General features: G+C 65.7%; 7 protein-coding genes and 1 tRNA gene. 4 read left to right on the top strand and 4 right to left on the bottom strand.

Annotated elements, in window-relative coordinates; translation table 11 throughout:
* Positions 1-66 precede the first annotated feature (66 nt).
* Complete coding sequence (locus FHW96_RS16040; protein ID WP_172341581.1) at positions 67-6,261, top strand: hypothetical protein; 6,195 nt, start codon at positions 67-69, stop codon at positions 6,259-6,261.
* Between the two features lie 51 nt (positions 6,262-6,312).
* Here the strand turns inward: FHW96_RS16040 and FHW96_RS16035 are convergent, their stop codons facing one another.
* The gene (locus tag FHW96_RS16035; protein WP_172341580.1) at positions 6,313-6,570 is read right to left on the bottom strand and encodes a hypothetical protein; all 258 of its coding nucleotides are present in this window, start codon (positions 6,568-6,570) and stop codon (positions 6,313-6,315) included.
* Between the two features lie 241 nt (positions 6,571-6,811).
* Between FHW96_RS16035 and FHW96_RS16030 the strand changes: the two genes are divergently transcribed.
* On the top strand, positions 6,812-8,080 hold the full coding sequence (locus FHW96_RS16030; RefSeq protein WP_172341579.1) for a glycosyltransferase: 1,269 nt from the start codon (positions 6,812-6,814) through the stop codon (positions 8,078-8,080).
* Between the two features lie 160 nt (positions 8,081-8,240).
* Here FHW96_RS16030 and FHW96_RS16025 read toward each other — a convergent pair.
* A tRNA-Val gene (locus FHW96_RS16025) sits at positions 8,241-8,315 on the bottom strand.
* A gap of 110 nt (positions 8,316-8,425) precedes the next feature.
* Between FHW96_RS16025 and FHW96_RS16020 the strand changes: the two genes are divergently transcribed.
* Positions 8,426-8,734, top strand: coding sequence for a DUF3297 family protein (locus tag FHW96_RS16020; RefSeq protein ID WP_172341578.1), 309 nt, complete (start codon positions 8,426-8,428; stop codon positions 8,732-8,734).
* 72 nt (positions 8,735-8,806) lie between these two features.
* On the opposite strand, the gene FHW96_RS26780 is transcribed toward FHW96_RS16020, so the two are convergent.
* The gene (locus tag FHW96_RS26780; protein ID WP_371815735.1) at positions 8,807-9,538 is read right to left on the bottom strand and encodes a CHAP domain-containing protein; all 732 of its coding nucleotides are present in this window, start codon (positions 9,536-9,538) and stop codon (positions 8,807-8,809) included.
* A 188-nt stretch (positions 9,539-9,726) separates the two neighbouring features.
* On the opposite strand from FHW96_RS26780, the gene der reads away from it, so the two are divergent.
* A complete protein-coding gene (gene der / locus FHW96_RS16010; protein ID WP_172341577.1) occupies positions 9,727-11,112 on the top strand; it encodes a ribosome biogenesis GTPase Der in 1,386 nt (461 codons plus the stop codon).
* A 60-nt stretch (positions 11,113-11,172) separates the two neighbouring features.
* Here der and FHW96_RS16005 read toward each other — a convergent pair whose 3' ends face one another.
* Entirely contained in the window at positions 11,173-12,591 is a 1,419-nt protein-coding gene (locus FHW96_RS16005) for a lipopolysaccharide assembly protein LapB (RefSeq protein ID WP_172341576.1), read from the bottom strand.
* Between the last annotated feature and the right edge of the window lie 274 nt (positions 12,592-12,865).

The raw sequence follows: 12,865 nt of genomic DNA, 5'->3' as shown, positions 1-12,865 counted from the left end.
CGGGGGCCGTCGTGCCCCCAACATCTTTTGGGGCTGCGGCCTCGACGCATCAGGGGGAGACTTGCTGTGAAAAATGTCCTGAAGAGCGGAGCTTCGGCAATGGCGCTGATGCTTTTCACGCCGCAAGCCGCGCTGGCGGCCCCGGTCGGGGCCTGCGGCATCCCCGATACGTCGCAGAACCCCAATGTGGTGTCCTGCATATCGGATCCGACCAGCTATCAGAACGGCATCGTCTATGATCAGAACAGCTTTGCTACCCCGGCGGGGCTGAAGATCGACATTTACGGCACGGCGGTGGTCAACACCAATCTGGCCGGGGCTGCGGTATCGGTAACCGGTTCGAGCGGCAATGCGGCCCAGATCGCGCTGCGTGCGGGCGCGCATGTGACCAATACGGGCATTGCCGCAGAGGCGCTGGCCTCGGGCACAGGCACCGCCTCGATTGACAACCACGGCATCCTTGCCGCCCAGACCGGCGGCCTGCTGGCCCTTGGCGACACCAGCGGGGCGGCGGGCGCGGGCTCGGTTATCAACCGGAGCGACGGCTCGGTCACGCTCACCCCTTCCTCGGGCACGGTCTATGGCGCGCTGGCGCAGGGCGGGTCGGCCAGCGTGGTCAACAATGGCGCAATCTCGCTGACCAACGCCACCGCCACCGGCGCGTTCAGCGGCCTTGCCGCCGGTTCCTATGCCAGCGGCGGAACGCTTTCGATCAACAACACCGGCATTGTCTCGCTCGATGTGCGCGGCACGGTGGCGCTGACGGGCATGAATGTGATCGCCAATGCGGGCGCGGCCACGCTGACCAATTCGGGCAGCGTGAGCGTACATAGCGGGTCGGGCGCGGCCACGGGTATGTTGGTGAACAATGCGGGCGCGGGCGGGGCCACAACGCTGACCAACACCGGATCGCTGGCGGTGGCTTCGGATACGGGCACGGCCATCGGCATGGACGTTCAGCATGGCACCAGCGTCACGCTCAACAACACCCAGACCGTAACGGGCGGCACAAGCCTGACCGTGACGGGCGCGGATGTCATCGGCTTTCGCGTGGCCAATGCCACCGGGGCGATGACGCTCAACAATTCGGGCGTAGCGATCGGCCTGACCGCGGGCGCGGGCCATAGCGCGACTGCGGCAACCCTGAGCGGGGGCACTACCCAGACCGTCCATTTCAGCGATGCCAAGCCGGGCAGCACGCTCTATTCGGGCGATGTTACGGTTCAGGCGGGCGGGGATGCCACCGGCATCGCGCTGAGCGGGGCAAGCGGCGCGGTGGATGTCTCGCTGACCGGGGCCTCGCTCTCGGTGACCAGCACGGCGGGCAATGCCAGCGGTGTGTCGGTGTCGGGCGGATCGAGCGTTCAGATAACGACGGCCTTTGACGCACCCAACGAGGTTGCCGCGAACATCGCGGTGATCGGCGGCGGTAATGGCGGCACGGCGGGCGGTATCGCCATTTCGGGCGCCACCGGCACCGAAACGGTCAATCTGGGCCAGAGCTTTTCGGTAACCAACACCGCCAATGGCGGCGGCGCAGCCACGGGCATCACGCTGGATGGCGGCACCGATGGCGCGATCACGCTGGCCAGGGGCCTGTCGGTGACGGGTGTGGGCGCAACGGGCGTGAGCGCCGGGGCGACCACCGCCCAGTCGGGCAATGATACGCTGACCAGCAATGCCGCCTTTACGGTGGATGGCACCACGGGCAGCGCCACCGGCATCAGCCTGAACGCGGGCGGCGGCGCTTCGGCCACGGTGAGCCGCCTGTCGGTGACGGGCACGGGGGCGACAGGCGCGGCGCTGACCGGCGGCACGGGTGCGGTCAGCTTTACCGACAATGGCGCGCTTTCGGTTCTGGGCGGTACGGGCGCGGCCAGCGGCATCAGCACCACGGGCGGCACGGATCAGACCATCGCGCTGACTCAGGGTGGCACGGTAACGGGCGCCTCGGCCACGGGCGCGACGATGAGCGGGGCCAGCGGGGCGGAGAATTTCACCGCTTCGGATATCTTCACCGTCACCGGCGGTACGGGCAACGCCACCGGCGTTTCGGCCTCGGGCGGCTCGGCCCAGACGCTGACCTTTACCAAGGCGCTTTCGGTCGGCTCGACGGGCGGCACGGCCAATGGCGTGCTGACCAGCGGCTCGAGCGCCGCGCTGACGCTCAACGCCAATGACACATTCACCGTGACATCGGGCACCGCCGGAGCGAATGGCGTCACCGTGTCGAGCAGCGCCGGCGCCAGCACCACCTATGCCAAGGGGCTCAATGTCCATGGCGGGGGCGTCTCCAACGGTCAGAACCTGTTCAGCGCGGGCGCCATGACCACCGTGGCCAACGGCGCATGGTCGGTCACCGCAGACAGCGGCCAGGCCATCGGCGGGCAGGATTTCGGGGGCACCTCGCAATCCATCACGCTCAATGGCGCGGTGACGATTCAGGGTGTGACTTTCGCGGGCGGTTTTGCCACCAGCGGCGGCAGCGGGGCGGCATCGATCGCGTTCAACGGCGGCCTTTCGGTCTCGGCCAGCGGCGGTTCGGCCGCAGGCGCGGCACAGACGGGCGGCACCAGCGAGACGATCACCGTTCTGAACGGCGCCACCATTTCGGGTACGGCCAGCGGCACTTACGGCTTCCGCCAATTCGGCGGTACGGATGCCACCACCTTTACCGGCACCGGCGCCATCGCCGTTTCCACCACCAGCGGCAGCGCATGGGGCATCATCCAGTCGGGCGGATCGAGCGAGACGATCACGCTGAATGATGCGCTGAGCGTGAATGGCGCGGGCGGGAGCACCATCGGCCTGCAGCAGACGGGATCGGCCACCGGGCTTATCACCACCAAGGCGGGCTTTACCGTTGCCAACACCAGCACCGGCGCTACCGGCGTTTTGACCACCAACAGCACCAGCAGCACGGCCAACATCAACGCCGGGCTGAGCGTGACAGGCGGCAGCGGCACGTCCTATGGCGTGCAGATGACCGGCGCGGGCAGCCAGAGCGTCAATGTCACCGGCGACCTGTCGGTGACGGCTGACAATGCGGTCGCCAATAACAACGCATGGGGCATCTTGCTGACCGGGGGTACGGCGAAATCGGCGGGTGTCACCGGCACGCTGACGGTTTCGGCCAATGGTCAGGCAGTCGGTGCTTCCCTCAATGGCGGCAGCGGCGCGGCCGGTTTTACCGCCGGTGGTCCGATCAATGTGACCTCGGTGGCGGGGTCGGCCTATGGTCTTTCGCTGATTGACGGCACGACGCACACGATCAGCACGGCCAAGGCTGTCACCGTCAGCGGCGCCAATGCTGAAGCCTATGGCTTGCGCAGCCGTCTGGCCAGCGGATCGGTGGCGATCACCGCCGCCGATACGGTCACGGTCAGCAACAGTTCGGGTGTGGCCACCGGCATTCAGGTGCTGAACGGGGCTGATGTCACGGTTTCGGTGGCCAAGGCGGTGACCGCGACGGCGACGGGCGCGGGCAATGCCTATGGGCTGGACCTGTCGGGCGCGACGGGCATGACCACCGTGAATGTTCCGGCGGGCATCCTGATCAAGGCGGCGGCCAATACGGGTGCGGCCTATGGCATTTCGGCGGTCAATGGCGCGGGCCTGACCATCGATCCGCCAGATGTGACTGTTACCAGCGCGGGCGATGCCTACGGCGTTTACAGCACTGGCCAGACCGGCGCGCAGAATGTGACGTTGGGCACGGTTTCGGCCACCTCGACGGGCGCGACGGCCAATGGCGTCTCGCTTTCGGGCAATGGCGCGATCACGTTGATCGATGCGGCCGGCATCACGGCCAATTCGGCCACGGGCGGCAATGGCGTCAGCCTGACCCAGACCGGCACCAGCGGGGCGATCAGCGCCACGTTGAACACGGTCGCCACCACCGGGCCCGCCACCATCGGCGTCAATCTGGCCCAGAGCAATGCGGCAGGCACCACCGGCACGATTGCCGCAACGATCCAGTCGGTGAGCACCACCGGCGCGGGATCGACCGGCATTGCGATCACCGGATCGGAAAGCGGCGCGGCCGGCCTCACACTGGGTTCTGCGTCGCATACGGGCGGCGTGACCACCACGGGCGCGGGCGCGCATGGCGTGGTTCTGGCCACCACCAATGGCGCGGGCACGATCACCAACAACGCCACCATTGCCGTTTCGGGCAGCGGCAGCGAGGGCATCGTGGCCACCGGCGCGGGGCCGATCACCATCGCCAACTGGAACCTGACCACAGCGGCGGGCAAGGGCATTGATGCGACCGGGGCAGGCGGTGCGGTGGCGATCACCTCGACCACGGTGAGCGCGGCGGGCGGCGATGCGATCAGCGCGGTCAACACCGGGGCCGGGACGATTGGCATCAACGCCACCACCACCGGGGCCACCGGCGGGCGCGGCATTTATGCCAACAGCGGGACGGGCGCGATCACCATTGCGGCCAAAACCACCACCGCCACGGGCGCGAACGCGATTGCCGTTTCATCGACGGGCGGCAATGTCACGGTCAATCTGGCCGATGGCGGCGCGACCAGCAGCAGCACCGGGGCGGGCCTGAGCATCAACACCGGGGGCACGGCCACGATCAATCTGGGCAGCGCGGCGACCTCGGCCACGATCACGGGCGCGACGGCAGGCATCAGTTCGGCCGCCGCCGGGGGCCAAAGCGTCACCCTGTCGGGCATTGTGGGCGCTGGCAACAATGCCGCCGTGCTGCTGTCGGGCGGGGCGGTCACGCTGGTCAACAAGGGCACGATCAACGGCTATATGACGCTGTCGAGCGCGGGCAATACCGTGAGCAACAGCGGCACATGGAACGCCTTTGGCGGTGACACCACCTTTGGCGGCACATCGACGCTGAACAATTCGGGCACGATCAATATCAACCCGGCGGCGGTCGCGGCCTCCACCGCCCGTTTCCTCAACCTGACCTCGATCACCAACAGCGGCACGATCTCGCTGGCCAATGGCCATACGGGCGATGTGCTGGATGTGGGCGGGGCGGCAGTGACGGGCGCCTCGGGCAAGCTGGTGCTGGACGCCAATCTGGGCGTGGCGGCCGTGGGCGTCAGCGCTGCGCAAAGCGCCGACATGCTGCGTACCACCGGGGCCAGCGGCGGCACCACCACCATCGTCATCAACGACCTTGGCGCCGCGCAGGCGGGACAGTTCAATTTCAACGGCATCCGCGTGGTCACCAATGGCGCGTCCTCGTCAGGGGCCTATGCGCTGCAGGGAGGGCCGATCAACAAGGGCTTTGTCCAATATGTGCTGGCGCAGGATTCCGGGTCGAACTGGAACCTTGTCGGCTTGCCCTCGGCGGCGGCGTTTGAATTGGTGCGCACCGCGGCCCAGGCCCAGAAGTTCTGGCGCCGGTCGGGCGACACATGGGCCGAACAGGTTCGCGCCACCGATCTGTCGCGGGGCAATTCGATGTGGATGCAGGTCTATGGCGGCGGCCAGACCGACAAATCGGCGCCGGTCTATAATCTGACCGTGCTGGGCAAATCGGTTGGCTTCAACCCCAATCTGGACATTCGCAACACCTGGCAGGGCGTCCAGATCGGCTATCAACTGGGCCGCGAGAGCTGGGGCGTGGGCCTGACGGGCGGCTATGGCGAACAGACCGGCAGGCTGAACGCCACGAGCGACCAGATCAAGATCAAGGGCGGCAATGTCGGCGCCTATCTGCGGCTGCTCTCGCAGGAAGGGCTCTATGCCAACGTGCTGGTCAAGGTTGATCGCTTCAGCGTGAATTACAACTTCAACGGCCTTGCCTCGGCGCCTTCGTTCAACGGCACCACCTATGGCGCCAATGTCGAGGTGGGCGCGCATCTGCGTTCGGGCACGATGTTCTTCGAGCCTTCGGCGGGCATTTCGGCCACGCATACCGATCTGGACGGCTTTACCGGCGGCGCGGGCGGCATGGCGGTGCAGTTCACCAACAATGGCAGCGCCTATGGCCGGGTCGGCCTGCGGGCGGGGGTTGAAACCAAGTCGGCCAACTGGGTGGTGCGCCCCTATGTCGGCGTCGGCTGGGAAGGCGAACTGTCGGGTCAGGGCCATGCGCTCCTCTCCTCGGGCGGGACGGGCGTCGATTTTGCCGATGCATCGGAAGGCGGCCGGGCCCGGATCGAGGCGGGCATTCAGGGCGCACGCACGAGCGGCCTGTCGATCTTTGCCAAGGTCGATGTGGTTGAAGGCAGCAAGGCCCATGGCGTGGCCGGGCGCGCAGGCATCGCGCTGCGCTGGTGATGGATGGCGTATCGGTCGGCCCGGATAAAGGGCCGACCGATACGACCGGATTTACGAAGCGTCGGGCGCGGGGCCGAAGGCGGCAGTGATGCGCGCCTCGGCCTCGGTTGCCTGCGCGATCATCAGGCTGAGCGCCTTGGCGGTGTCATGCATCAGGCCTGCGCCGATCGGCCTTTCGCCGTTGATGAAGCGGCGGAGCGCCCTTTCATCTATCCCCAGCCGCCGCGAGGCCGCCGTGGTGCCGCCCAGCACCTGAATGCAATGGGCGAAATGTTCTTGCGGGTCCGGCATGGTGGATGGTGCGGTCATGGCCCCCTCTTCCCTTCAGATAATGAGATGTTGCCGCGCGATTGCGGCATGGCGGGCGGGCCCGTCAATCCCGGGATGTGCGAATGGATCATTTATGGTTCAGTCCATGATTGCCGAAGTTTAAAACAGGCATAATAATCATGGGCTTTGACGTCATGTCCATCGCTCAAGCGCTTCCATCGGGTGCGCGCGTATATTCGCGATGACGGGCAGGATCGATTCGGAAAGGGCGGTTCAGCCTATGGCCGTACAGGACATTGTCTTCATTCATCAGAATATGCCGGGCCAGTTCCGCTATCTGGCCATGGCTCTGGCAAAGCAGAAGGATCGGTTTCGCGTCTTTTTCATCACTTGTCGCAAGGGGGTGGATATGGCCGGGATCGAAACGCTGCGTTATGAACGGCCCCAGCCCAAGGAGCGCTCGCCAGAACCTTTCGCCCGGTCGTTCGAGGCGGCGGCGGGCTTTGGCCGGGCGGTGGCCGGGGTGGCGCTCGACCTGACCAGGAAGGGGGTGCGGCCCGCTCTGGTCCTGTATCATCCGGGGTGGGGCGAAGGGCTTTTCCTGCGCGATATCTGGCCGGGGGCGCGGCTCTTGTCCTATGCCGAATATTATTATCAGCCGCGCGGGGGCGATATCGGCTTTGATCCGATCTTTCCGGTCACGCCTGCGGGATTGTTCAATGCGCGCGCGATGAATGCCAATCTGCTGCTGGCGCATGAACAGGCCGATGTGCTGCTCTCGCCCACGCATTGGCAGAAGAGCCGCCATCCCGCGATCCTGCGCGGCAAGACGGCGGTGATCTTTGACGGTATCGACACCAATCGCGCCAAGCCCGACCCCAAGGCCGGCTTCAAACTGCCCGATGGGCGGGTGCTGACGCGCAAGTTCGAGGTCATCACCTATGTCGCGCGCAATCTGGAGCCGCATCGGGGCTATCATGTTTTTATGCAGGCCCTGCCGAAACTGCTGGCCGCGCGGCCGCACGCGACCGTGCTGATCGTGGGCGGCAGCGATGTCAGCTATAGCCCGCGTCCGCGCGACGGCCATGCCGACTGGTGCGCCAAGTTCGCTGCCGAGGTCGATCTGGGGGGCGATGGTGCGCGCGTCCATTATTTGGGCAAGCTGCCCTATCCCGACTACATGGCGTTGCTTCAGATTTCCTCGGCGCATGTCTATCTGACCTATCCTTTCGTGCTGTCGTGGAGTTGCCTTGAGGCGATGGCCGCGGGCTGCATGTTGGTGGCCTCCGATACGGCCCCGGTGCGTGAGGTGATCAGGCATGAGGAAAACGGCCTGCTGGTGCCCTTCTTCGATGGCGATCAACTGGTGGCTGCGGTCTGCCGCGCGTTGGACGACAAGGCGCTGGCCAAGCGGCTGCGCAAGGCGGCGCGCGAGACGGTGGTGGCGCGCTATGAATTGCAGAATTGCCTGAAGCAGCAGCTCGCGCTGGTCGAGCAATTGCTGGCCCCGCCGCCGCCCCGACCCGCCCCGGCGCCCGTGGCCGCGTAGGGAGATGAGGATTGAGTTTTTTGATAGGTAATTGCGCAGGGCAAAACCGCCTACCGCTCAGGCAAACGCAGTCCCGCTCGAGGCGATGGTTTCATATCGGATCGTGGAATGGCCCGGGTCAAAATCCATCCATAAATTCCCGATTGCTCAAGAGAATTTATGGTGGGCGCGACAGGGATTGAACCTGTGACCCCACCCGTGTGAAGGGTGTGCTCTACCGCTGAGCTACGCGCCCGCTGGCCTCGTATCGGCTTCGTATCGAAGCGTCTCCGTTGCCGGGAGCCGCGCCTCTAAAGGGGTTTGTTTGCGTTGACAAGTGGGTAATGCAATTTATTTCACGCACCCATGACTGACACTGAAAACACCCCCGCCGAATCGGGCGCCGCTCTGGGCGATACCCCGCCCGATCGCCTCGCCATCAACCCCAAGAGCCCGTTCTTCGACGCGGACAAGCTGCAGCGCGGCATTGGCATCCGTTTCAAGGGCGTGGTGCGCACCAATGTCGAGGAATATTCGATTTCCGAAGGCTGGGTGCGCGTTCAGGCGGGCAAGAGCTTTGACCGCAAGGGGCAGCCGCTGACCATCAAGCTGAACGGCCCGGTCGAGGCGTGGTATGAAGATCTGGGCGACAATCCGCCCATCGCTGCTGCCTGAGGCTGAAACGAAAAAGGTCCGGGCGCAACCCGGACCTTTCCTATCGACTGCTACTTCGAATTCTTACAGGTTTCAGCGGCGCGAATAGGCCGCGATAATCGCCCCGATGGGGTCGCCCAGATAGCGGCTCAGCACCGAGCCGTGATTGGCCCCGGCATAGGTGCGGGTACCGCCAACAGGCGCGGTGGGCGTGTTATAGATAAAGCCCGAAATCGGCCAATGCGTCGTACCCAGCCCGCCCAGCGGCTGATACCACACGCGCACCTCGCTCCAGTCGCCGCGCGCCGACACGTCGGTTGCCAGCACATTATCCTCGATCTGTCCGCGCTCGCCGCCCAGCGGGCTCCAGTTGGCATGACGCAGCAGCACCCGGCGCGAATCGAGTATCCGGCTGACCGTGGCCACATGGCCCAGCACCATCGGCCCATAGGGCTTGAACGCCATCACCGCGCCCACGCGGGGGGTGAAACCGCGCTGATAGCGCCCGGCGGCCTGATCCCACCATGTATGCGCATCGCCGCGTAATTGAATGCCCGACACCGTGCGCGCATAGGGCACGCACTGCAGGAAAGTGCTGCCCGGCGCGGCCACGACCTGCTGGCTGCGCGGGATGATCCGCCCATTCTGATTCGCCAGATCGACAAAGGCGATGGCAAAGCGCGGGGCGGTCTGCGTGCGCCCTGCCGCATGGGCAGGCCCGGCTCCGATTATCGGAGCCCCCAACACCGAGACTCCCATCAGCGCGATGGCCAAAGCCTTTGCCGTGATCTTGCCCGGCGATTTGCTGATGAGCGTTCTCGTCATATCGGGAAGATTACGCCCCACAAGTTATGCTGGGGTCGCAAGGTGTGGTTACCAACCCGGCAACCTTTTGCCGGATTAGCCCTTATCGGCTCAAACCGGCGGTAAAAGCGGCCCATTTAGGGGCTGGGCAGGGCTGGGATGCGCCGTTTTGCTTGCCAAATGCGCGTTCTTGTGAGCAGGGACATGCCATGTCCCGTCAGATTATCATTATTGGCCGACCCAATGTCGGCAAATCAACCCTGTTCAACCGCCTCGTGGGCAAGAAGCTCGCGCTGGTGGATGACCAGCCGGGCGTGACTCGCGACCGCCGCTTTGGCGAGGCGAGTCTGCTGGGGCTGGATTTCACCATTGTCGACACCGCCGGGTGGGAGGACGACGATCCCTCCAGCCTGCCGGGCCGGATGCGGATACAGACCGAGGCCAGCCTTGAAGGCGCGGATATCGCACTGTTCGTGGTGGATGCCCGCGCCGGCATCACCCCGCTGGACGAGGAAATCGCACGCTGGCTGCGCGAACAGAGCGTTCCGGTTATCCTTTGCGCCAACAAGGCTGAAGGGCGCGCGGGCGATGGCGGCCTGTATGAGGCCTTCAGCCTGGGCATGGGCGATCCCGTTCCGATCAGCGCCGAGCATGGCGAGGGCATGGGCGACCTGTTCGAGGCGCTGCTGCCCTTCTTCGAAGGCGACGAGGAAGAGGAGGAGTTCGAACCCTTTGATCCCGACGATGAAGATGCGCTCAACGCCGCGCCGCTGAAGCTGGCCATCGTGGGGCGTCCGAATGCGGGCAAGTCCACGCTGATCAACGCGCTGCTGGGCGAGGATCGGTTGCTGACCGGGCCGGAGGCGGGGATTACCCGCGATTCGATTTCCATCGACTGGTTGTGGATGGACCCGGAAACTCATCTGGAGCGTCCTGTCCGCCTGATCGACACCGCCGGTATGCGCAAAAAGGCGCTGGTGGTCGAAAAGCTGGAGCGCATGTCGGTGGCCGATGCGCGCCGCGCGATCGACTTTGCCGAAGTGGTCGTGCTGCTGCTCGACGCTACTCGCGGGCTGGAGCATCAGGATCTCAAGATCGCCAGCATGGTGCTGGAAGAAGGCCGCGCGTTGATGATCGCCATCAACAAATGGGACGTGGCCGAAGACGCCTCGGGCCTGTTCAACGGTATCAAGGCGGCGCTGGACGATGGTCTGGCGCAGGTGCGCGGTCTGCCGCTGATGAGCGTTTCGGCGCGCACCGGCAAGGGGCTGAACCAGATGATCGCCGCAGCCTTCAAGCTGCGCGCGGCATGGAGCAAGCGCGTGCCCACCGCCGCGCTCAACCGTTGGTTCGACGATGCGCTGGCCGCCAATCCGCCGCCCGCGCCCGGCGGCAAGCGGATCAAGCTGCGCTATATCACCCAGGCCAAGACCCGCCCGCCCGGCTTCGTGCTGTTCGGCACCCGTCTGGACGATCTGCCGATGTCTTATCAGCGCTATCTGATCAACGGCATCCGGCGCGAATTGGGCTTTGACGCAGTGCCGGTGCGTTTGACGCTGCGTATGCCGAAGAATCCCTTCGCGCCTAAGAAGTAACAAAAAGGGCTGCTCCAGACAGGGGGCAGCCCTTTTTTCAACGGCGTCAGGTTTGAAGGATCAGCGCCCGCGCTGTGTCCGGGGCGTGGCCATGGCCAGAGCCCGGCCCTGCGAGCCTTTGCTCTGCGCGGGCTGGGCCGGGGTCGCCTGCGGCAGATTACCCGCATGGGCGAAACAGGCGCCGCCGCTCTTGCGGATCGAGGCGCATTTGTTCGACGCGGCATTGGCGTTGAACCCGCGCACCGACACACGCCAGAACTGGCGATCCTCGACCGTGGCCTTGGTCACTTCGACATCGGCGGCGGCAAAGGACTTTTCGCGGCTCAAGAAGGCCTTCTTGGCGCGCAGGGCGTTCTGTTCCGACAGGAATGCACCCAGTTGCACGACATGCGTGCCCGAGGGGCTGCGCGCTTCGGCACTGGCCATGTTGAGTGCAGGAGCCGTCTTGGCCTTCACGCGGGGCGTGCGGACGGCCATGGTCGCCGGGCGCGCCATCGGGGCGGGCATGGCAATGGCGTGAAACACCGGCGCGGGCGGGGCGATCACTTCGCTCTGGGTCAAAACAGGGGTCTGGGCCAAAGCGGGCAGTTCAGCGGCCGGAGCCGATTCGCTGGCCGCTATCGGGGAAGCCGCAACCGGGGCGGCGGGCTCTGCATTGGCGGGTTCGGCCTTGACCGGGACCTCGACCGGCGCGGCGGCGGCCACCATGGGTGCGGCCATCGGTGCGGGTTCGGCCGAGGCCATCTGTACCGGGCTCTCGCTCTTGTTCAACGCCAGTTGCATGGGCTGGCCCGCATCGGGCGCCAGATTGACGCCCAGCAGGCTGGCCACGCGCTGGCGGCTGGCTTCGGGGCGGGCGGCCTGCGCCCATTCGGTCATCCGGGCGTCGACCTTGTCGGCGGGCAGGTCCATCGCCACAATCGTGCGCGACTCGGCCCAGCGGCCCGCCAACGCATAAGCATAGCCCAGATTGGCGCGCAGCTTGTCGCTCTTGTCGCCCGCGCGCAGCGCATCGGCCAGCAGCAGGCTGCCCTTGTCGCCTTCGCCCGCCAGGGCCAGCGCGAGGCCAAGGTCGGCCACGGGAATCACATTGTTGCCATTTTCCAGCGTGGCCAGCGCGGCGTCATTCTGCCCGCTGCCGATCTGGGCCAGCGCCAGCGCCAGCAGGGTGCGGCCCGAGGTGTCGCCCAGCGTCACCGCATCGGAAAGCGCGGTGGTTGCCGACTGAAAACGCCCGTTTTTCAAATAGGCCCGGCCCAAAGTGGCACGCAGGGCGGCCTCACGCGGGCTTTGCGCCACCGATGCTTCGGCCAGCGAAACGCCCCGCTCGCCATCGCCCTTGGTCAATGCGGCCTCGACCGCCTGCGGCTTGGGTTTGGCGCGGGCCATCGCGGGCTGGGCCAGCGTGGCGGCCGCCAGCGCCAGAGTCAGTGAAAGCGGCACAGCAGCGTTAAGCGAAAAAGAACGGCGCGCGATCATGGTCGGCTCCTGCATCGGTTTACGGGCGCGCAAGGCGGGCGGCCCGGCGCGGCGAAATTGCCAGTTTCATCGGGCCAGCCCCATTTGCGCATCCCGACCCCATGGTGGGATTTCTGGGAAAAACTTCGCAGATCGTTCCTAAATTTAAGTTAACGGGACGGTAGTAACCCGCGTAGTAAACACGGGGGTAGCCAAGGGGCTGAGGGGGCGATCCGGCCCCGGCGGTCTTGGGCAATGGATTACGGGACAGGTATTGGCGGCGCGCTTTGCGTCG

The organism is Novosphingobium sp. SG751A (assembly GCF_013149295.1).
GTDB lineage: Bacteria > Pseudomonadota > Alphaproteobacteria > Sphingomonadales > Sphingomonadaceae > Novosphingobium.
Note: the sequence above shows the minus strand (reverse complement) of the source record. Positions and strands in the feature narration are given on the sequence as shown.

Coding starts and splice junctions, on each gene's coding strand:
- FHW96_RS16035 (WP_172341580.1), bottom strand. CDS start 6,570: ATGACCGCACCATCCACCATGCCGGACCCGCAAGAACATTTCGCCCAT.
- FHW96_RS16030 (WP_172341579.1), top strand. CDS start 6,812: ATGGCCGTACAGGACATTGTCTTCATTCATCAGAATATGCCGGGCCAG.
- FHW96_RS16020 (WP_172341578.1), top strand. CDS start 8,426: ATGACTGACACTGAAAACACCCCCGCCGAATCGGGCGCCGCTCTGGGC.
- FHW96_RS26780 (WP_371815735.1), bottom strand. CDS start 9,538: ATGACGAGAACGCTCATCAGCAAATCGCCGGGCAAGATCACGGCAAAG.
- der (WP_172341577.1), top strand. CDS start 9,727: ATGTCCCGTCAGATTATCATTATTGGCCGACCCAATGTCGGCAAATCA.
- FHW96_RS16005 (WP_172341576.1), bottom strand. CDS start 12,591: ATGATCGCGCGCCGTTCTTTTTCGCTTAACGCTGCTGTGCCGCTTTCA.